Annotated in this window: 19 protein-coding genes; 15 read left to right on the plus strand and 4 right to left on the minus strand. The window is 68.4% G+C overall.

What is annotated here, in order from left to right; translation table 11 throughout:
* The first annotated feature begins 5 nt into the window (after positions 1–5).
* Positions 6–1,208, plus strand: coding sequence for a DUF4785 domain-containing protein (locus LRM18_RS04780; RefSeq protein WP_270951819.1), 1,203 nt, complete (start codon positions 6–8; stop codon positions 1,206–1,208).
* A 130-nt stretch (positions 1,209–1,338) separates the two neighbouring features.
* On the opposite strand, the gene LRM18_RS04785 is transcribed toward LRM18_RS04780, so the two are convergent.
* Positions 1,339–2,160, minus strand: a complete 822-nt coding sequence (locus LRM18_RS04785; protein ID WP_064239581.1) for an ATP-binding cassette domain-containing protein — start codon at positions 2,158–2,160, stop codon at positions 1,339–1,341.
* Between the two features lie 151 nt (positions 2,161–2,311).
* Between LRM18_RS04785 and LRM18_RS04790 the strand changes: the two genes are divergently transcribed.
* From LRM18_RS04790 to LRM18_RS04805, 4 genes are all read left to right on the plus strand, one after another.
* The gene (locus tag LRM18_RS04790) at positions 2,312–3,514 is read left to right on the plus strand and encodes a fatty acid desaturase (protein ID WP_103283078.1); all 1,203 of its coding nucleotides are present in this window, start codon (positions 2,312–2,314) and stop codon (positions 3,512–3,514) included.
* On the plus strand, positions 3,511–3,843 hold the full coding sequence (locus LRM18_RS04795; protein ID WP_049468487.1) for an EF-hand domain-containing protein: 333 nt from the start codon (positions 3,511–3,513) through the stop codon (positions 3,841–3,843). The genes LRM18_RS04790 and LRM18_RS04795 overlap by 4 nt, the downstream gene beginning before the upstream one ends.
* A 19-nt stretch (positions 3,844–3,862) precedes the next feature.
* Complete coding sequence (mutM, locus tag LRM18_RS04800; protein WP_005421105.1) at positions 3,863–4,675, plus strand: bifunctional DNA-formamidopyrimidine glycosylase/DNA-(apurinic or apyrimidinic site) lyase; 813 nt, start codon at positions 3,863–3,865, stop codon at positions 4,673–4,675.
* 106 nt (positions 4,676–4,781) lie between these two features.
* Positions 4,782–6,386 carry a glucan biosynthesis protein D gene (locus tag LRM18_RS04805; RefSeq protein WP_270951834.1) on the plus strand — a complete coding sequence of 535 codons (1,605 nt, stop codon included), beginning with the start codon at positions 4,782–4,784 and terminating at the stop codon, positions 6,384–6,386.
* Between the two features lie 271 nt (positions 6,387–6,657).
* On the opposite strand, the gene LRM18_RS04810 is transcribed toward LRM18_RS04805, so the two are convergent.
* Positions 6,658–7,278 carry a thymidine kinase gene (locus LRM18_RS04810; RefSeq protein ID WP_049468491.1) on the minus strand — a complete coding sequence of 207 codons (621 nt, stop codon included), beginning with the start codon at positions 7,276–7,278 and terminating at the stop codon, positions 6,658–6,660.
* Positions 7,279–7,379: 101 nt separating this feature from the next.
* Here LRM18_RS04810 and LRM18_RS04815 point away from each other — a divergent pair, with 101 nt between their 5' ends.
* Positions 7,380–9,356: a UvrD-helicase domain-containing protein gene (locus tag LRM18_RS04815; protein WP_049468492.1), complete on the plus strand. Its 1,977-nt coding sequence runs from the start codon at positions 7,380–7,382 to the stop codon at positions 9,354–9,356.
* 54 nt (positions 9,357–9,410) lie between these two features.
* Complete coding sequence (locus LRM18_RS04820; protein WP_262231607.1) at positions 9,411–9,938, plus strand: GNAT family N-acetyltransferase; 528 nt, start codon at positions 9,411–9,413, stop codon at positions 9,936–9,938.
* A gap of 74 nt (positions 9,939–10,012) precedes the next feature.
* Here LRM18_RS04820 and LRM18_RS04825 read toward each other — a convergent pair whose 3' ends face one another.
* A complete protein-coding gene (locus LRM18_RS04825; RefSeq protein WP_049470542.1) occupies positions 10,013–10,663 on the minus strand; it encodes a DUF480 domain-containing protein in 651 nt (216 codons plus the stop codon).
* Between the two features lie 101 nt (positions 10,664–10,764).
* Between LRM18_RS04825 and LRM18_RS04830 the strand changes: the two genes are divergently transcribed.
* The 5 genes from LRM18_RS04830 to plsB all read left to right on the plus strand — a co-directional run bounded on the left by LRM18_RS04830 (position 10,765) and on the right by plsB (position 17,356).
* Positions 10,765–11,688 (plus strand): 5'-nucleotidase, lipoprotein e(P4) family, encoded by a 924-nt coding sequence (locus LRM18_RS04830; RefSeq protein WP_049470541.1) that lies wholly within the window; start codon positions 10,765–10,767, stop codon positions 11,686–11,688.
* Complete coding sequence (gene pyrF, locus LRM18_RS04835) at positions 11,685–12,410, plus strand: orotidine-5'-phosphate decarboxylase (RefSeq protein WP_049470536.1); 726 nt, start codon at positions 11,685–11,687, stop codon at positions 12,408–12,410. Before LRM18_RS04830 ends, pyrF begins: the two co-directional genes overlap by 4 nt.
* Positions 12,411–12,628: 218 nt before the next feature.
* Positions 12,629–13,450, plus strand: coding sequence for a serine protease (locus tag LRM18_RS04840; RefSeq protein ID WP_074725832.1), 822 nt, complete (start codon positions 12,629–12,631; stop codon positions 13,448–13,450).
* A 316-nt stretch (positions 13,451–13,766) separates the two neighbouring features.
* Positions 13,767–14,720, plus strand: coding sequence for a hypothetical protein (locus LRM18_RS04845; protein WP_336297076.1), 954 nt, complete (start codon positions 13,767–13,769; stop codon positions 14,718–14,720).
* A complete protein-coding gene (plsB, locus tag LRM18_RS04850; protein ID WP_057493722.1) occupies positions 14,720–17,356 on the plus strand; it encodes a glycerol-3-phosphate 1-O-acyltransferase PlsB in 2,637 nt (878 codons plus the stop codon). Before LRM18_RS04845 ends, plsB begins: the two co-directional genes overlap by 1 nt.
* A gap of 99 nt (positions 17,357–17,455) precedes the next feature.
* Here plsB and LRM18_RS04855 read toward each other — a convergent pair whose 3' ends face one another.
* Complete coding sequence (locus LRM18_RS04855) at positions 17,456–17,659, minus strand: DUF465 domain-containing protein (RefSeq protein ID WP_049470524.1); 204 nt, start codon at positions 17,657–17,659, stop codon at positions 17,456–17,458.
* Between the two features lie 90 nt (positions 17,660–17,749).
* Here LRM18_RS04855 and ttcA point away from each other — a divergent pair, with 90 nt between their 5' ends.
* From ttcA to LRM18_RS04870, 3 genes are read left to right on the plus strand one after another with little or no spacing between them, the layout of a single operon-like run.
* On the plus strand, positions 17,750–18,670 hold the full coding sequence (gene ttcA, locus LRM18_RS04860) for a tRNA 2-thiocytidine(32) synthetase TtcA (protein WP_204323518.1): 921 nt from the start codon (positions 17,750–17,752) through the stop codon (positions 18,668–18,670).
* A 36-nt stretch (positions 18,671–18,706) separates the two neighbouring features.
* Positions 18,707–19,612: a recombination-associated protein RdgC gene (locus LRM18_RS04865; protein WP_270951857.1), complete on the plus strand. Its 906-nt coding sequence runs from the start codon at positions 18,707–18,709 to the stop codon at positions 19,610–19,612.
* A gap of 59 nt (positions 19,613–19,671) precedes the next feature.
* Positions 19,672–20,451 (plus strand): SprT family zinc-dependent metalloprotease, encoded by a 780-nt coding sequence (locus tag LRM18_RS04870; protein ID WP_049470515.1) that lies wholly within the window; start codon positions 19,672–19,674, stop codon positions 20,449–20,451.
* The last annotated feature ends 61 nt before the right edge of the window (positions 20,452–20,512 follow it).

The following is a 20,512-nucleotide window of genomic DNA, read 5'->3' on the forward strand; positions in this document are numbered from 1 at the left end:
TGACCATGACGATCCATTCCACCCTGCTGGCCAGTGCGGTGCTGGCAGTGCTGTCCCTTTCCACAGCGCAGGCCGCGCAGCCGCTGCAGGCGGCCCGCGCGGGCGATCAGGTGCCTGCCGCCCTGGTGGCCGCGCCGCTGCCCACCGATGACAGCGAACACGCGCCGCTGGCGTTCGCCTGGGCGCTGGACCCGGCACAGCCGCTGCAGGCAGCCACGCCATACGCCTCGGTCAGCCGCAGCTACTGGCAGCAGGTCGATGGCACGCAGCTGCAACGCGGCCTGGACCTGCCGCTGACCGCCGCCGATGCGGTGATCCAGCTGAGCCCGGCCGAAGGTGCCCGCGCGCTGCCGGCCAATACCCTGCAGGTGCGCGACCCGGCCGGCCGCAGCAGCGTGGCGCGCCGTGTCGATGCGCGCGCGCTGCAGGAGGCCGGCATGCCGGTGAAGGATGGCAGCAGCATGCTGCGCACCGGCGCGACCAGTGCCGCCGGTGCGTACACGCTGCAGAGCGCACAGGCACAGGGCCGCTACGTGGTGCAGGTGCTTGAGCCGAACAGCCCGCTGCGGCTGGAAGTGCAGGCCAACCAGGCACAGGTGCTGGCCGGTGGCAGCGTGCAGCTGCAGGCACGCCTGCTGGAAGACGGCGCCACCACCGCCCAGCTGGCATCGCGGCGTAGCGGCCTGGGCGGTGAAGCGCTGCTGGTGGCACCGGACGGACGCAGCTGGCCGCAGCGGCTGCTGCGCACCACCGATGGCGCCCTGCGTGCGCAGGTGCGGATTCCGTCCGATGTCGGCAACGTGCAGGGGCTGTGGGAGTTGCAGGTGTTCGCGCAGGCCGATGGCGTGCTGCGCGATGGCAAGGTCGCCTTCGCGGTGGCGCGGCCGACCGCGCGTTTCAGCGGCCAGGCGGCACCGGACCCGGCCAGCCGCGAGGTGGCGCTGCCGCTGCAGGTGGCCGCAGCCGGTCGCTACGAGGCGCGTGGCACGTTGTATGCCACCGGACGCGACGGCCAACTGAGGCCGGTCGCGCAGGGGCATGCAGCGGCGTGGTTCGATGGCCCCGGCGCGGGCCAGCTGGTGCTGCCGTTCGACCAGGCCGCATTGCCGACGGGCTTCGGCGCACCCTATGAGCTGCGAGACCTGCAGCTGCAGGACCAGAGCCGGATGGCACCGATCGAGTCGCGCGCGCTGGCGCTGAAGTTCTGAGCAAGGGTGCAGCGGGCCGGAACCTCCGGCCCGCTGCATTGCAGCCTGTAGAGCCGAGCCCATGCTCGGCTGCTGTGTGCTGTGATCACGAGCCGCCGAGCGTGGGGTCGGCTCTACAACCGCATGTCGATTACCCCGCGTACGCGGTCAGCCGGCCTTCCTGCTCGCACACGGTGATCGTGCCGCCGAATACCGCCGACAGCGGCGTGCTGCGCAGCAGCTCGGCGCGGGTACCGTCGGCCTGTACGCGGCCGTCGCGCAGCAGCACCACCCGCTCGATCTCGGGAATGATCTCTTCGATGTGGTGGGTCACCAGCACCAGGGTGATGCCCTGCTGCGCCAGTACCCGCATGGTCGCCACCAGCTGCTCGCGCGCGACCAGGTCCAATCCGGTGGACGGTTCGTCCAGCAGCAGTGCCTGCGGCCGGTTGACCAGCGCGCGGGCGATCAGCACGCGGCGGGTCTCGCCGGCCGACAGCTCGGCGTAGGCGCGTTCACGCAGGGACAGGGCGCCGGTCATCGCCAGCGTTTCGCCGACGCGGGCGCGCATGTCGTCGGTCACCTCGCGGAACGCGGGCACCACGTAGCTGGCGAAGAAGCCGGACAGCACCGCCTGCTCCACGGTCAGCCCCGGCATGTCGGCCAGGTTGCTGCTGAGGTCGCCAGTGACGATGCCCAGCTGCGAGCGCAGCCGGTCCACCTGCCAGCGGTTCTGGCCCAGCACCTTCACGGCCACCGAGCCGTCGCCCAGCGCCAGCGGGTACAGCTCGCGGGTGATCAGCTTGATGAAGGTCGACTTGCCGCAGCCGTTGGGCCCGAGCAGGGCGGTGTGCTGGCCCTGCGCGATGCGCAGGCTGAGCCCGTGCAGCACCTTTACCTGGCCGCGCACCACGGTGGCGCGGTCCAGTTCGATCAACGGGGGCGGCTCCGCGACGGGCGGGGCAGCGGTGATGGCGCTGGTGCGTGGATCAAGGCTCGACAACTCGGGTCCCCAACTGTGAACGGTGCCACGGATGGCGATGCGATACACCGCCGTAGGGATGCAGTTTGCAACGCAAGCGCCCATCATGTCTGCCATCCCCGCGTCGATCCGGAGAGCTGCCATGCCTGATGCCCTGATGTCCCTGTTGACCGGTGGTGTGCTCGGCCTGGGCGGGTGGGCCCTGCTGGCGGTGCTGCTGGTCTTCACCCAGATCACCATCTTCTCGGTGACCCTGTACCTGCATCGCAGCCAGGCCCATCGCGGGGTCGATTTCCACCCGGCGCTGGCCCATGTGTTCCGCTTCTGGCTGTGGCTGACCACCTCGATGATCACCCGGGAATGGGTGGCGATCCACCGCAAGCACCACGCCAAGGTGGAGACCGAGGACGACCCGCACAGCCCGGTCACCCGCGGCATCGGCAAGGTGTTCTGGCACGGCGTGGAGCTGTACCGGGAGGCACGCGGCATGCGCGCGGACATCGAACAGTACGGGCGCGGCACCCCCGACGATGCGATCGAGCGCCACCTGTATACCCCGCACGCCACGCTGGGCCCGGTGCTGCTGCTGGTGATCAACAGCGTGCTGTTCGGCCTGCCGGGCGTGGCGTTGTGGGCGATCCAGATGGCGTGGATCCCGTTCTGGGCCGCCGGCGTGGTCAACGGCCTGGGCCACTGGTGGGGCTACCGCAACTACGAGTCGGCCGATACCTCCACCAACCTCACGCCGTGGGGGTTCTGGATCGGCGGCGAGGAGTTGCACAACAACCACCATGCCTTCCCCAGTTCGGCGCGCTTTGCGATGCGGCGCTGGGAGTTCGATATTGGCTGGAGTGCGATCCGACTGCTGCAGGCGCTGCGCCTGGCCAAGGTGCTGCGGGTGGCGCCGGCCATGGACGTGCGCCCGAACATCGCCGTGCCCGATGCCGAAACCCTGAAGGCGCTGCTGTCGCACCGCTTCCAGGCGATGACGGATTACCAGCGCAACGTGTTCATGCCCGCCTTGCGCGAGGAAGCCGCGCAGGCTGGAGCCAAGCTGCGCCGCCTGTTGCCGCGCCGGCTGCGCCGAGGCCTGGTCAATGATGGCCGCTGGCTGAAGCCGGACGGGCGTGCCCAGCTCAGCGCCTGGGTGGCACAGCGCCCGCGCATCCGCACCCTGGTCGAGTACCGCGCGCGGTTGGCGGCGCTGCTGGAGGCGCGCGGCCACGATGCTGCCGAGCGCCTGCATCAGCTGCAGGCCTGGTGTCGCGAGGCCGAGGAAAGCGGTATCGCCGCGCTGCAGGCCTACGCCGCACGGTTGAAGGGCTACAGCCTGGTGGGCGCGTGAGGGCAGGGCACGGGCTTCTGCTGGCGCTGCTGTTGCCGGGCGTGGCGCTGGCCCAGGTCACCGACACCGCCAGCTATCTGCAGCGGATGGACAGCGATGGCGACGGCCGGGTGAGTGAATCCGAGTACGTGCAGTGGATGCTGTATGCCTTCGACCACATGGACCGCAATGGTGATGGCGTGCTGAGCGCCGACGAGCTGCCCGGCGGCAAGGGCAGGGCGATCAGCCGCGAGCAGCAGCGGCAGGTGATCGTGCAGCGCTTCCACAAGCAGGATGCCAACGGTGATGGTTTCCTGGACGCCCGTGAGCTGTCCGCGCCGCCGCGTTGAGCGGGCGTAGAATCACCCCATGCCCGAACTACCCGAAGTCGAAACCACCCGCCGCGGCCTGGCGCCGCACCTGCAGGGCCGGCGCGTGCATGGCGTGATCCTGCGCCGCGCCGACCTGCGCTGGCCGATTCCGCCGGAAGTGGCCGAGCTGCTGCCGGGGCAGCGCATCGAGGACATCCGCCGCCGCGCCAAGTACCTGCTGCTGGATACCGCCATCGGCAGCGCGGTGCTGCACCTGGGCATGTCCGGCAGCCTGCGCGTGCTGCCGGGTGATACCCCGCTGCGGGCGCACGACCACGTCGACATCAGCCTGGACAACGGCCGCCTGCTGCGCTTCAACGACCCGCGCCGCTTCGGCAGCCTGCTCTGGCAGCCGGCCGGCGAGATCCACCCGCTGCTGCAGGGGCTGGGCCCGGAGCCCCTGGACGATGCCTTCGACGGCGATTACCTGTTCGCCCGCAGCCGGGGCCGCAGTGCGCCGGTGAAGACCTTCCTGATGGACCAGGCGGTGGTGGTGGGTGTCGGCAACATCTACGCCGCCGAGAGCCTGTTCAAGGCCGGCATCAGCCCGCTGCGCGAGGCCGGCAAGATCTCGCGCGAGCGCTACCAGCGGCTGGCCGATGCAGTGAAGGAGATCCTGGGCTACGCGATCACCCGCGGCGGCACCACCCTGCGCGATTTCATCAGCCCCGATGGTGCGCCGGGCTACTTCGAACAGGAACTGCTGGTGTACGGCCGTGACGGGCTGCCGTGCCCGAACTGCGGGCGCGCGCTGAAGCACGCCACCATCGGCCAGCGCGCCAGCGTCTGGTGCAGCCACTGCCAGCGCTGAGCCGGGCAGCCAGCGGCAGCTGAACGGGCAGGGTGCGTCTCCGCTGCCCGTTAACGTTTGTCTGCCTATCATGGCCGACCTTCCTCCCTGTGCCTGACGCGCCTGCATGCAACGACGCGACTTCATCCGCAATGCCTCCCTCGCCCTGGCTGCATTCGGCCTGCCGTCCCTGCCCGCGTGCGCGGCCAGCCGGAGCGGCCAGATGGGCCTGCGCCGCCTCGGCCAGCCGCAGCCGTTCGATTTCGCCACCCTGAAGGGCCAGGCGCGCGCGTTGGCGCAGGCGCCCTACAAGAGCCACAAGCGGGTGCTGCCGGGCCGCCTGGAGGGCCTGGACTGGGACCAGTACCAGTCGATCGGCTACCGCCAGGACCATGCGCTGTGGGCCGACCAGCCCGGCAAGTTCCAGGCCAAGTTCTTCCACCTGGGCCTGTACTTCCATTCGCCGGTGCGCATGTTCGACGTGGTCGACGGCAAGGCGCAGGAGCTGGCCTATGACGGCGCGGCGTTCAACTACGGCAAGAGCGGCATCAAGGATGGCGAGCTGCCGGCCGACCTCGGCTTCGCCGGCTTCCGCCTGAACACCCGCAAGGATACCGACCGCGATTTCGCTGCCTTCCTCGGCGCCAGCTATTTCCGCGCGGTCGGCAAGGAAGGCCAGTACGGCCAGTCCGCGCGTGGCCTGGCGATCGACACCGGGATGGGCAAGCCGGAGGAATTCCCGGATTTCATCGCCTACTACCTGGAACAGCCGTCGGCTGATTCGGACACGATCGTGGTCTACGGCCTGCTGGATTCGCCCAGCGTGGCCGGTGCCTATCGCTTCGCGATCACCAACGGTGACGTGCTGCTGATGGACATCGACAGCGCGCTGTACCCGCGCAAGCCGATCGAGCGGCTCGGCATCGCACCGTGCACCAGCATGTACCAGGTGGGCGAGAACGACCGCCGCATGGGCTGGGACTGGCGCCCGGAGATCCACGATACCGACGGCCTGTCGCTGTGGACCGGTGCCGGCGAATGGATCTGGCGCCCGCTGCTGAACCCGCGCAACCTGCGCTTCAACATGTTCGTGGACCGCAACCCGCGCGGCTTCGGCCTGCTGCAGCGCGACCGCAACTTCGACCACTACCAGGATGACGGCGTGTTCTACGAGAAGCGCCCGTGCCTGTGGGTGGAGCCGAAGGGCGAATGGGGCGAGGGCTCGGTGCAGCTGGTGGAGATTCCCACCGTGGACGAGACCTTCGACAACATCGTGGCGTTCTGGAATCCGAAAGAGAAGCCGCAGCCGGGCCAGGAGCTGCTGGTTGGCTACCGCCTGTACTGGGGCGCTGAGCCGCCGGCACGTCCGCCGCTGGCGCACTGCGTGGCCAGCCGTACCGGCCTGGGCGGTGTGGTCGGCAAGAAGCGCGAGTATTTCAGCTGGCGCTTCGCGGTGGACTTCGAAGGCGGCGAACTGGCCAGACTGATCGACAAGGCCGAGGTCGAGGCGGTGGTGGAAGCCAGCCGGGGCCGGGTCGAGATCGTGTCGGCGCGGCCGCTGCGCGAGATCAACGGCTATCGCGCGATGTTCGACCTGGTGCCGCCGGAAGGCAGTACCGAGCAGATCGACATCCGCCTGTTCCTGCGCAGTGGCGGCAAGACCCTGACCGAGACCTGGCTGTACCAGTACAGCCCGCCGCCGGCCGGAGCGCCGGAGCGCACGCTGTACTAAGAGGGGTGCGGGTTTGCAGGGCTTGCAGCCCTGCACCTGCCGAGGCCAAAGCAACCGCAACAGCCGAAGCAGAAGCTGGTTTCCTGAGGGTAGGCGGGGTGGGTCCGGTGGCGGGAGACGCCGTAAACCCGTCCATGGGGGTTTGGCCGCGGCATTCATGCCGCGGACGCTCCCGCCACCGGCCCGCCATCCCACGGAATGCGGCTCTGGCTTTGGCCGTTGCCGTTGCTTCTGCAGGTGCAGGGCTGCAAGCCCTGCAAAAGAACACCCTTTACAGCGGCAGGGGCGCCTGCGCCGGGTCGATCCGCCCTTCACCGCGCGTGATCTTCTTGAACTCCGCACGGCTGACCGACACGTAGCGGTCGTTGCCACCGATCTCCACCTGCGGGCCGTCCTGCACGGCGTGGCCATGCTCGTCCACGCGCACGGTCATGGTCGCCTTCTTGCCGCTGTGGCAGATGGTCTTGATTTCCTGCATCTCGTCGGCCCAGGCCAGCAGGTACTGGCTGCCCTCGAACAGTTCGCCGCGGAAGTCGGTGCGCAGGCCGTAGCACAGCACCGGAATGCGCAGCTGGTCGACCACCTCGCTGAGCTGCCAGACCTGGGCGCGGGTCAGGAACTGTGCCTCGTCCACCAGCACGCAGCCCATCGGCCCGTTTTCCGCAAGGTCCTGCTCTACCCAGCGCTGCAGGTCGGTGTCACGGTCGAAGGCCATGCCCTCGGCGCGCAGGCCGATCCGCGAGGCAACCACGCCGGCGCCGGCGCGGTCGTCCAGGCGCGGCGTCAGGATCGCCACCCGCATGCCGCGCTCGCGGTAGTTGTGTGCGCTCTGCAGCAGGGTGGTGGTCTTGCCGGCGTTCATCGCCGAGTAGTAGAAGTAGAGCTTGGCCATCGGCCGATTGTACGCCGCCGCCCCCACTGGCCGAAGCTGTTCAGCAAGCCTGCCGGCCGCCCGCTGTGGTTGTCCCGCCCGCCCGCTACAATCCCCACTCCATGCACGGTCTCAATCCCCCCCAAGCTGCCGCGGTCCTGCACATCGAAGGCCCGTTGCTGGTGCTCGCCGGCGCCGGCAGCGGCAAAACGCGCGTGATCGTGGAGAAGATCGCCCACCTGATCAGCTGTGGCCGCTACCCGGCGCGCCGCATCGCCGCGATCACCTTCACCAACAAGTCGGCCAAGGAAATGCGCGAGCGCGTGGCCAAGCGCCTGCGCGAGCAGGACGCCGACGAAGTGACCATCTGCACCTTCCATGCGCTGGGCCTGAAGTTCCTGCAGATCGAGCACGCCGCCGTGGGCCTGAAGCGTGGTTTCTCGATCTTCGATGCCGATGATGCCGCCGCGCAGATCAAGGACCTGATGCACGGGGCCAAGCCCGATGACATCGAGGACATGAAGAACCTGGTGTCGCGTGCGAAGAACGCCGGCCTGTCGCCCGAGCAGGCGATGGCCGCCGCGCGCAGCAACCGCGAGAAGGAAGCGGCCAGCGTCTACGAGCGTTACCAGCTGCGGCTGACCGCGTTCAATGCGGTCGACTTCGACGACCTGATCCGTCTGCCGGTGCAGATCCTGGAAGAGAACCCGGAGATCGCGCTGGCCTGGCGCGAGCGCATCGGCTACCTGCTGGTGGACGAATGCCAGGACACCAACGACGCGCAGTACCGCCTGCTCAAGCAGCTGGCCGGCGAGAAGGGCAACTTCACCTGCGTGGGGGACGATGACCAGTCGATCTACGCCTGGCGCGGGGCCAACCCGGAAAACCTGCAGCAGATGGGGCGCGATTACCCCGCCCTGGAGATCATCAAGCTGGAGCAGAACTACCGCTGCTCCAACCGCGTGCTGCGCGCGGCCAATGCGCTGATCGCCAACAACCCGCACGAGCACCTGAAGAAACTGTGGAGCGACCAGGCCGACGGCGAGCGTATCCGCGTGTGGGAATGCCGCAACAGCGAGCATGAAGCGGAAAAGGTCGCGGCCGAGATCGCCTTCGTGGCGCAGTCGCGCAAGGTGCCGTGGAGTGATTTCTGCATCCTGTTCCGCGGCAACTTCCAGTCGCGGCCGCTGGAAAAAGCGATGCAGCTGCTGCGCATCCCGTACCACCTGACCGGCGGCACGATGTTCCTGGAGCGCCAGGAAGTGAAGGACACGCTGGCCTGGCTGCGCCTGCTGGTGAACCCGGACGACGACACCGCGTTCATGCGCGCGGTGCAGTCGCCCAAGCGCGACGTGGGGGCCGGTACGCTGGCCAGGCTGGCCGAGCTGGCGCAGGAAAAGGACATGCCGATGGCGCATGTGGCCGAGACCATCGGCGCCCTGCAGCAGTTGCCGCCGCGCGCGGCCAACAGCCTGGCGCGCTTCACCGACATCCTGCGCGACCTGCGGGCACAGATGCGCCAGGTGACGTCCGGCGACATGATCCGCAAGGTGGCCAAGGAATCGGGCCTGCTCAGCGAACTGCGCCAGCAGGCCAAGGAAGAGGCCAGCTACCAGCGCCGCGCCAACAACATCGAGGAACTGGCGCAGTGGTTCGAGGGCGGCCCGCGCGGTGCCACCGCCGCCGACCTGGCCGGCCAGCTGGCGCTGCTGTCGCGCAGCGACAAGGACGAGGGCGGCAACCAGGTGCGCATGATGACCCTGCATGCCTCCAAGGGCCTGGAGTTCCCCTATGTGTTCATCGTCGGCTGCGAAGACGGCGTGCTGCCGCACCAGGTCAGCCTGGATGAGGGCAACCTGCAGGAAGAACGCCGCCTGCTGTACGTCGGCATCACCCGCGCCAAGATCCAGTTGTGGATGAGTTACAGCAAGCTCACCCGCAAGTTCGGTGAGCATGTACGGCTGAAGCCCAGCCGGTTCTTCGAGGAAATTCCCGCCGAGGAGATCCAGCGCGATGGTGCCGATCCGGTCGCCGATGCGGCGCGCAAGAAGGAGCGGGCAACGGCGGGTCTGGCGGCGATCGAGGCGCTGTTCGATTGATCCGGTACCCCGGCTCACGGCCCTACAATCGGTTTTTCCATTGGAGATCCGCGCGTGCATCCCATTGAAAGCGAACGCCTGCGCCTGCGCCGGATCGATCCTGACCGCGACGCGGTGCCGATGCTGGCGTTGTTGAATGACCCCGGCTTCCTGCGTTTCATCGGTGACCGCGGCGTGCGTACGGCGCAGGAGGCACGCGACTACGCCACGGCGCGGGTGCTGCCGGCCTATGCGCTGCACGGCTACGGGATGTATGCCATCGAGCGCTTGTCCGATGGCGCGTGGCTGGGCAACGCCGGGCTGGTGCGGCGCGATGGCCTGCCGGGACCGGATATCGGCTATGCGGTGCTGTCCGAATTCGCCGGGCAAGGCTATGCCGGTGAGGCGGCGCGGGCGGTGTTTGCCTATGCGCGTGGCGAGCTGGGCCTGCGCGATCTGTATGGCATCACCGACCTGGACAACGTGGTGTCCGGAAAGATCCTGCTGGGCCTGGGCATGCAGGAGCGCGGGGTGGTCCAGCTGCCGGGCGTGGACAGCCCGAGCCGGCTGTATGCCACGCCGGGTGCGACCGACGTCGGGTAGTGCCGGCCGCTGGCCGGCAACCAGGCATGACCAGATGCCGGCCAGCGGCCGGCACTACCTGCGCATGTCGACGCTCAACCGCGCAGTTCGGCCAGCTGTGCCTGCAGTTCGGCCACGGCCGCTTCCAGCTGGGCCACGCGCTCGGCCAGGCCCGGCTCGGCCGCATCGCTGCTGCCGCTGCTGCTGGCGTACTTCGCCGCCAGCGCTGCGCCATCCACTTCACCGCACAGCAGGTGCATGTAGCGGTCTTCGCGCTGGCCACTGGCACGCGGCAACACCACCAGCAGCGCGCGCTGCTGCAGGCGCTCGATGGCATGGCGGGCTTCGTCGGTGTCGGCGAAGCGGTGCAGGCGCTCGCTGCGCGTGACCAGCTCGCCCAGCGTCTGCGGCCCGCGCAGCAGCAGCAGCGCCAGCAGCACGGTCTGCTGCCGGGTCAGGTCCAGCGCTGCCTGCAGGCGGTGCTCGTAGCGGTCTGCCCGCGAGGAGAAGTGCTGGCGGGCCAGCCCCAGCGCCTCCAGCTGGCGCAGCGCGTGCTGCACCGTGCCGGCATCAACGTTCATCACCGGCTCGCGGGCGGTCTTCTGGTTGGCGGCCGATTGGGCGGCGTTGACCGTCAGCGGGTAGGTGTCCGGCGTGGTCGCCTCCTTCTCCACCAGGCAGCCCAGCAGGCGGGCCTGCACGGCGTCGAGCAGGGGGACGTCGGGGGTCTGGCTGGAATCGGTCATGGCGGCCTCCGGAAGGGCAACGGGTCAACCGCCAAGCATAGCCGTCCCGGGGCCGCCTTTGCCGGTAAAATGCGCCGGTATATCTGATTGTCGGTGAATCCATGCGTCGTCCCGTTTCCCTGTCCCTGACCCTGCTCGCTACCGCGGCGCTGGGCCTGTCCGCCTGCAAGCGCGTGGAGGCGCCTGCCGCCGAAGCCGCTGCCCCGCAGGCGCCCGCTGCCGCTGCCAAGGCCGAAGGCGCGCTCGATGCCACGGCCAACGACAACCTCAATGCGGTGCTGTGGATGCAGCGCGCGCAGGAGTACAAGGCGATCACCGAGCAGACCTACCGCGCCGCCGCCGACCATCTGGATGTGGCGCTGAAGGAAGCCCATTGGGATGCGCTGGTGCCGGAAGAGCGCGGCAACGACGCCAAGGGCCTGAAGCCGGCGGTGGTGCTGGACGTGGACGAAACCGTGCTGGACAACTCGCCCTACCAGGCGCGCCTGGTGCGCGATGGCAAGGAATACGACGAGCTGAGCTGGGACCAGTGGGTGGCTGAAAAGAAGGCCAAGGCCATTCCCGGCGTGGTTGATTTCGCCAAGGCCGCCAACGCCAAGGGCGTGACCCTGCTGTACATCTCCAACCGCGCCGTGCACCTGAAGGACGCGACGCTGGCCAACCTGCGCGAGCAGGGCCTGCCGGTGGCCGATGACAGCGTGTTCCTGGGCCTGGGCACGGTGGTGCCGGGGTGCGAGCAGGCCGGCAGCGAGAAGAACTGCCGACGCCGTCTGGCCGGGCAGAAGTACCGCGTGCTGATGCAGTTCGGCGACCAGCTGGGTGATTTCGTCGAAGTGACCGCCAATACCAATGAAGGCCGCGACGCGCTGCTGCAGCAGTATCACGACTGGTTCGGCGAGCGCTGGTGGATGCTGCCCAACCCGACCTACGGTGGCTTCGAGCCGGCGCAGTTCAACAACGACTACAGCCAGTCGCGCCAGGCCCGCCACGACGCCAAGCGCGCCGCCCTGGACTACGCCCCGTGAGCCGCGCACCGCTGCCGCTGCGCGATGACGAGCGCCTGATCTTCGCACTGGACGTGCCTGATCGCGTGCAGGCACTGGACTGGGTCGATCGCCTCGGTGACAGCGTGGCGTTCTACAAGATCGGCATGGAACTGCTCGCCTCCGGCGAGTACTTCCAGGTGCTGGACGAGCTGGCCCGCCGCGACAAGCGCGTGTTCGTCGACCTCAAGTTCTTCGACATTCCAGCCACCGCGGCGGCGGTGATCAAGCGCCTGTCGCAGTGGCCGGTCAGCTACGCGACCATCCATGGCTGGCACCCGGCGATGATGGAGGCCTGCGCGGCCGCCAACAGCAGTGACATGCGCCTGCTGGCGGTGACCGTGCTGACCTCGATGGGGCGCGCCGATCTGGCGCAGATGGGCATCGACCGCGAGCCGGTGGACGTGGTGGTCGAACGCGCATTGGCCGCCCAGGCAGCGGGCGTCGATGGCGTGATCGCCTCGGGCCAGGAGGCTGCACCGATCCGCGCCGCGACCGGTAGCGGGTTCTCGATCGTCTGTCCGGGTATCCGTCCCGGTGGTCCGGCTGGCGATGACCAGAAGCGCACCGTCGGCGTGGCCCAGGCCTTTGCCGATGGCGCCGATGCCATCGTGGTCGGTCGCCCGATCCGTCTGGCGGCCGATCCGCAAGCGGCAGCGCGGGCGATCCAGCAGGAAATCGCGTCGGCTCTGGCTGCACGCTGAGCCCACTGCTGACGCCGGTCACGCCGGCACCACGAACGCCATTCCGATCCATGCGGGATGGCGTTCGCATTTGTCGGCCTGCGACTGTCGCAGGCAGCGCATTGCGCCGAAACTGTGCGCGCGTTCGCGCTGCAGGCTTCATCCCTGCTCCCCAATCGATGCACCGGCACGGACCGCGGCCGCGCCGGTTCCAACCATTGATAGAGGAGTACAGGGATATGTATCGCAGCACCTCTTTGTTCATCGGCCTGTTGTTGGCCGCGTCCGCCGTACCCGCCTTCGCTGCGCCACAGGTGCGCGATGCGCCGCGCGTAATCGGCGGCGAAGCGGCACTCGCCGGCGAGTACCCGTTCATGGTCAGCATCCAGGGCATCTTCGACGGCGATTCGGATCATGACCGCCACTTCTGCGGCGGAACGCTGATCTCACCGTCCTGGGTGCTCACCGCCGCGCACTGCCTGCAGGGCGAGCAGCCGATGGGGTTGGCGGTGCTGGGGGGCCAGGCCACGCTCTCCACCGGTGCCGCGCCGCGACCGTCCAACGTCAAGGCGATCCACGTCCATCCGGCCTTCAACAGCGGCAATTCGCTCGAACACGACGTTGCGCTGGTCCAGCTGAGCGCGCCCCTGGAGGGCGCACAGCCGGTGGCACTGCGGCTGCGGCCCGACGCCAGCTACCTCAAGCCGGGCCGCGAGTTCACCGTGATCGGCTGGGGCGACACCGACATCGGTGATGGCCGGATCTACCCCACCCAGCTGCAGACCGCGCAGGTGCCGTTCGTGTCCTTCAGCGACTGCCAGCAGGCCTACGGCGGTGAACTGTCACGCGGCAAGGTGATCTGCGCTGGCCGTGAAGGCGTGGACAGCTGCCAAGGCGATTCGGGCGGCCCGCTGCTGCTGCGCCTGCGCGAGGGCTGGACCCAGTTCGGCATCGTCAGCTGGGGCGAGGGGTGCGCGCTGGCCGGCTATCCCGGGGTTTATGCCCGAATCGCCGAAAAACATGCCGTAGATTTCATTGAGGCGGTTTGGCAACGAGACTGATCCATTAAAATCAAGTAGATACGATGCATTACGTAAAGTGTTGCCTTAACTTGGGCGGCAGCGTAGGATCGCCGCCATCCGGTCCTTGACCGGACATGCGCCACAACACTGTCCTCCGGCCCCGTGCCGGCTTGAAGAGCCTGCGATCCCCGTGATCCGGGCTCTTTTTTTATCCCGGTGGCGGTTCTGGGGTCAGATTCCTTCTGCCTGCGGGCAGAAGGGATCTGACCCCCGTGGTTGGAAACCGTGACCGCACGGCTTGCCGCTGTCACGTCGCAGGCCGCAAGATGCGGGCCGGTCCGGGGAGTCCGAGTGCATGAGCGTGGCGGTGCGAGGAAGGTCTGCGCGTGGGTGGGGGCTGGCAGCCATGCTGCTGCTGGCCGTGGCGGCGTGCCGCGAGCCTGGCAACGATCCGGCCAGGCCGGCGGCCGAGCCGGTGGCGGCCGTGCAGGCGATGGCATTGCGCCTGGCTGACGATGATCTGGTCGGCTACGCAAAGCTGTCGGTACCGCCAGGCCAGTACCAGCGCCTGCAGCAGGCCTGGGCCGAGGGACACAGCCAGTGGCCGCTGACCGAACTGCCGCTGGGTGACCAGCTGCTGCCGATGCTGGCCGCACTGCGCAAGCCCGGGGCCAGCGCCGAGCTGCAGCGCAGCTTCGACCGCCAGCTGGCCGGCCAGGCCAGTGCCGTGCGCCAGGCTGCACAGTCGATGGGCAACTTCGGCGTGCAATACCTGCGCCATCAGAAGGGCTACACGCCCGGCCAGCAGGCGCACTACATCGCCCTGGTGGAAACCCTTGCCGTCTGGGCGCAGGGCGCGCCGATCAGCGACCGCGCCCGTGCACGCAGCACCATCGCCGCGCTGGTCGGCGCGGCCGGCAAGGTCGGCTTCGACGACGAGGCGGGCCTGCAGGCCGCCGGCATGGAAGGCAGCCTGCAGCAGCTGGCGCCGTTCATCCACACCCTCAAGGCGGTGCTCGGCAGTTACGGGCTGGGCGTGGACGACGCGCTGCGCAGCGTGCGTGGCGAGCTGCTCTCGGTGGAGGGCGACAACGCGCTGGTGCGCCTGCACTACGACCTGGCCGGCCGTGAGATGAGCCTGCAGCTGCCGCTGAGCCGCCGCGAAGGCCACTGGTACCTGACCCGCACCCTGGCCGACACCGATGCGCTGCTGCGCAAGGCCGACGCGGCCCGCGCTGCGGCCTCGCCGTCGCCGGCTGAGGCCCCTGCCGGGGGTGGGGAAGCAGCAACGCCGCCGCCTAAGCCATAATGGCGCCGATGTCGAAACAGAACCCGCTGCCGTTCCCCGGCGAAGAATCCCAGTCGACGCTCGCCGATACGGTGCCGGCGTCCCCCTCGACCGGTACCGGCCCGAACCCGGTACCGCCGCCCGCGCACGCGCGCCCGGCCGGCCGCCGCCCGCTGTGGGCGCGCCTGCTCGGTCGCCTGGTCGAGCCGTGGCTGTCGCTGAAGATCGAACCGGAAGACCCGGGCCAGTACAACGATGGCCGTCCGGTCATGTACGTGCTGGAAGACTACGGCCTGTCCAACGCGCTGATCCTGGACAAGGCCTGCCGCCAGGCCGGTCTGCCGTCGCCGCTGGTGCCGCTGGCCGGTGATCCGACCGGGCGCAAGCGCGCCTACCTGGCGCTGTCGCGGCGCAGTTCCAGCAACTCGCTGATTCCCGAGCAGCGCGGCGCCAAGACCCACTCCGATTCGCTGGCCAAGGTCCTGCAGGCGCACCGCGTGCGCGATGACCTGGACGTGCACCTGGTGCCGGTGTCGATCTTCGTCGGCCGCGCGCCGGACAAGCAAAGCGGCTGGTTCGCGGTGCTGTTCTCGGAAAACTGGGCGCTGGTCGGCCGCTTCCGCCGCCTGCTGGGCCTGCTGCTGAACGGGCGCAATACCATCGTGCGCTTCGCCCCGCCGATCTCGCTGCGCAGCACCGTGGACGAAGGCCTGGAGCCGGAACGCACGGTGCGCAAGCTGCAGCGCGTGCTGCGCACCCATTTCCGCCGTATCCGTGAATCGGTCATCGGCCCGGACCTGTCGACCCGGCGCCTGCTGGTGGACCAGGTGCTGGCCGCCGAGCCGGTGCGCGAAGCGATCGCCGCACAGGCCAAGCGCGACAACTCGAAGCCAGCCGATGCCTGGAAGAAGGCGCACGCCTACGCCTGGGAAATCGCTGCGGACTATTCCAGCCCGGTAGTGCGCTCGGCCAGCTTCATGCTCAGCCACGTGTGGAACCGCATCTATGCGGGCGTGCTGGTGCACCACCTGGACAAGTTCAAGGCCGCCGCGCCGGGCCACGAAGTGGTCTACGTGCCCAGCCACCGCAGCCACATGGACTACCTGCTGCTGTCCTACCTGCTGTACGACCGTGGCATCGTGCCGCCGCACATCGTGGCCGGCATCAACCTGAACCTGCCGGTGGTCGGCACCCTGCTGCGCAAGGGTGGTGCGTTCTTCATCCGGCGCTCGATCCGTGGCAACGCGCTGTACTCGGCGGTGCTCAGTGAATACGTGGCGCAGCTGGTGGCCGGCGGCTATTCGCTGGAGTACTTCGTCGAAGGTGGCCGCTCGCGCACCGGCCGCCTGCTGCAGCCCAAGGGCGGCATGATCTCGATGACGCTGCGCGCGTTCCTGCGCCAGCCGCGCAAGCCGGTGCTGTTCCAGCCCATCTACATCGGCTACGAGAAGCTGATGGAAGGCGGCAGCTACCTGGACGAACTGTCCGGCCGGCCGAAGGAAAAGGAATCGATCTGGTCGCTGCTGTGGGGCATCCCCAAGGTGCTCAAGCAGAACTACGGCCAGGTGGTGGTGAACTTCGGCGAGCCGATCGCGCTGAACGACGTGCTGGCCGAAAAGGCGCCGGAATGGAAGGGCGAGGCAGTGTCCGAGGACGAGAAGCCGGCCTGGCTGTCGACCACCGTGGATACGCTGGCCGAGCGCATCCAGGTGCGCATCAACGGCGCCGCCGACGTCAACCCGATCAACCTGCTGGCGCTGGCGCTGCTGTCCACGCCGAAGCACGCGATGGGCGAGGCCGACCTGATCGCGCAGATCGAGCTGTGCAAGACCCTGCTGGCCGAGATGCCGTACTCGGACCGGGTGACGGTGACGCCGCATTCGCCGGAACGGATCATCGCCCACGCCGAGGAAATCAACGTCCTCACCCGCATCAAGCACCCGCTGGGCGATGTGCTCAGCGTCAGCGGCGACACCGCAGTGCTGCTCAGCTACTTCCGCAACAACGTGGTGCACCTGTTCACCGCCTCGTCGTGGGTGGCGTGCTGCTTCCAGAACAACCGCCGCATGAGCCGCACCGGCCTGGTGCAGCTGGGGCGCACGGTCTACCCGTTCCTGCAGGCCGAGCTGTTCCTGCCCTGGAGCGAGGACGAGTTCGCCCAGCGCATCGACCGCACCATCGACGTGTTCGTGCGTGAGGGCCTGCTGCAGAACGTCAACGATGACGATGGCGGCATCCTGGCGCGCAACACCGGGCAGACCGACGAGGTGTTCCGCCTGCGTGCGATCGGCCATTCGCTGCAGCAGGCGTTCGAGCGCTACTACATCGCCATTTCGGTGCTGGTGAAGAACGGCCCGGGCGTGCTTGGCGCCGCCGAGCTGGAGAGCCTGTGCCAGCAGGCCGCGCAGCGCCTGAGCCTGCTCTATGCACCGGCCGCGCCGGAGTTCTTCGACAAGGCCCTGTTCCGCGGTTTCATCCAGAAGCTGCGCGAACTGCGCCTGGTGTGGCCGGACGAGAACAGCAAGCTGCTGTTCGACGAGCGCCTGGACGCCTGGGCCAAGGACGCCAAGTTCATCCTGGGTCGCGAGCTGCGCCACACCATCGAGCGGGTCAGCCCGGAAGCGGCCCGCCCGGACGAACCTGCGCCGCAGGATTGAAGGCAGCGCCGGGTCCTGCCCGGCGAACGGCATGCCAACCCGGGGGGGCATCTACCGGGGCCAAGCAGTAGATCCACGCCATGCGTGGATGGCCACCGCTCAGGCCGGTTCGTCGGGAATCTGCAGGCTTTCCAGCTTGGCGATGCAATCCTTCAGCTGCAGCTTGCGCCGCTTCAGGCGCTTGGCTTCCAGCTCATCCTCGCCGTTGGCGGCCATGCGGGTGATCTGTTCATCCAGCAGGCGGTGCTCGGCGCGCAGGGCAGCGAGGCGTTCGACGATCTCGGCGGGGTCGTAGGTATCCACGGCTTCGAGGATACACAGCGTTGATGACCGCCGGGAGAGGGGAATCCCGACTCCCGGCCGGGGCCGCTCCGAGCCGTTAGAATGGACCCCATGAGTGCCGTGATTTCCCTTCCCGATCCCCCGCCGCGCACCGCCCGCGATCCGCGCGTGGCCGAACGCGAGCAGCACAAGCTGGCCAAGCGCCTGCGCCGCCAGGTGGGCGAGGCGATTGCCGACTTCGGCATGATCGAGGCCGGCGACAAGGTGATGGTCTGCCTGTCCGGCGGCAAGGACAGCTACACCCTGCTGGATCTGCTGCTGCAACTGCAGAAGAAGGCACCGGTGCCGTTCGAGCTGGTGGCGGTGAACCTGGACCAGAAGCAGCCGGGCTTTCCCGAGCACATCCTGCCGGAGTACCTGGCCGGGCTGGGCGTGCCGTACCACATCATCGAGCAGGACACCTATTCGGTGGTCAGCCGGGTCATCCCGGAAGGCAAGACCATGTGTTCGCTGTGCTCGCGCCTGCGTCGTGGTGCGCTGTACCACTACGCCGAGACCCATGGCTTCACCAAGATCGCGCTGGGCCACCATCGCGACGACAGGGTGGCCACGTTCTTCATGAACCTGTTCCACCACGCCAAGCTGGCGAGCATGCCGCCGAAGCTGCGCAGCGATGACGGCAGGCACGTGGTGATCCGGCCGCTGGCGTACGTGCGCGAGAGCGACATCGTCGAGTACGCGCAGGCACGTCGGTTCCCGATCATTCCCTGCAACCTGTGCGGCAGCCAGGAGAACCTGCAGCGCCGCCAGGTCGGCCTGATGCTGAAGCAGTGGGAGAAGGACCACCCGGGCCGCATCGAGCAGATCGCGCGCGCCCTGGGCGACGTCCGGCCCTCGCAGCTGGCCGACACCACCCTGTTCGACTTCATGGCGTTGGGCCGTGGCGACGACGCGCCACTGCCCGACGCCCATGCCTGGCTGGCCGGTACCCCGGCTGACGCCGACGCAGATCCCGAGACGCCCGCCGTTTAAGGTCGGTCGCCCTTCCTCTTTGCCATCCGGAATTCCATGTTCTTTCGCAACCTGACGTTCTTCCGTTTCCCGACCACGACCGATTTTTCCGAAGTCAACACCCTGCTGCCGCATGCCGTGCTCAAGCCCGTGGGCGCGCTGGAAATGAACTCGCGTGGCTTCATCTCGCCGTTTGGCCGCGAGGAGAAGGAACTGCTGTCGCACCGCATCGCCGAACACCTGTGGCTGACCGTGGGCGGCGAGGACAAGATCCTGCCGGCGGCGGTGGTCAACGACCTGCTCGAGCGCAAGCTGGAGGAGATCGAGGAGAAGGAAGGCCGCCGCCCCGGTGGCCGCGAGCGCAAGCGCATGAAGGACGACCTGCTGCATGAACTGCTGCCGCGCGCCTTCGTGAAGTCCTCGCGCAACGACGCCTTCATCGACCTGCAGCACGGCTACGTCGCAGTGGATACCTCCAGCCGCAAGACCGGCGAGTACTTCATGTCCGACATCCGCGGCCTGCTCGGTAGCTTCCCGGCGATGCCGCTGAACGCTGAAGTCGCGCCGCGTTCGATCCTGACCGGCTGGATCGCCGGTGAGCCGCTGCCGACCGGGCTGAGCCTGGGCGAAGAGTGCGAGATGAAGGATCCGGTCGAAGGCGGTGCGGTGGTCAAGTGCCAGCACCAGGAACTGCGCTGCGACGAGATCGACAAGCACCTGGACGCGGGCAAGCAGGTGACCAAGCTGGCGCTGATCTTCGAGGACAACCTGTCGTTCGTGATCGGCGACGACCTGATCGTGCGCAAGCTGAAGTTCCTCGACGGTGCCCTGGACCAGTTGGAGCATGCCGACGAAGACGGCCGCCGCGCCGAGTTCGACGCCCGCTTCGCCCTGCAGAGCGCCGAGATCCGCCGCCTGTTCCTGTTGCTGGAAGACGCGTTCAAGCTCAGCAAGGCTGACTGAACACGCACCTCATGGGCCGCCGGTCATCCGGCGGCCCGAAGCAGCGCTATGCTGGGTGCATGAGCCGTCTGCTGCGCCGCCTGATCAGCCCGACCCCGCCCGCCACCGTGCAGCGCGACACCGTTCGCCTGCGCCTGGAGGATGCCGAGATCGAGGTACTGCGCGTGCGCGATCCGCGGGCACGCCGGATCAAGTTGAGCGTGGACGAGCGTGGCGCGCGCCTGACCCTGCCGCCGCGGGCCAGCCTGGTGATGGGCGAGCGCTTCCTGGAGCAGCACCGCGACTGGCTGGCGCTGCAGCTGCGCCAGTACCAGGGCCAGGGCCTACCGGCCCCGCTGCAGCCGGGCGAAGCCGGCGTGCTGCCACTGCGCGGCGAACTGCTGCCGCTGCGCTGGCAGGAAGGCCGCTACGCGCGGCTGGAGATCGATGAGCACGGCGCCTGCGTGCAGTGGCCGACCCGGGGCGGCGATGCCACCCTGCGCCGCCTGCTGCGCGAGTTCTACGAAGCCCAGACCCGCGCCGATGTCGGCCGCTGGCTGCCCAGGTACCTGCCCACCCTGCCACGCGCACCCAGCCGCCTGCGGCTGAAGGTGATGTCCTCGCAATGGGGCTCGCTCGCCCCCGATGGCAGCATGGCACTGGACCTGGCACTGGTGCTGGGTCGCCCCGAAGCGTTCGAGTACGTGCTGGTGCACGAACTCTGCCACCTGATCCAGCCCAATCACTCGCCGGCGTTCTGGCATGAAGTGGAACAACGCTTCCCGGACTGGCGGCAGCAGCGCGACTACTTCCAGCTCGAAGGGCGCCGCCTGAAAGCCATGCTCCGCCAGCTGTTGTAGAGCCGAGCCGATGCTCGGCTGACGCGCGTAGCGCGGATATTCAGCCCTCGCGATCAACAGC

The sequence above is a fragment of the Stenotrophomonas sp. PI_27 genome (genome assembly GCF_027854495.1).
GTDB lineage: Bacteria > Pseudomonadota > Gammaproteobacteria > Xanthomonadales > Xanthomonadaceae > Stenotrophomonas > Stenotrophomonas pavanii.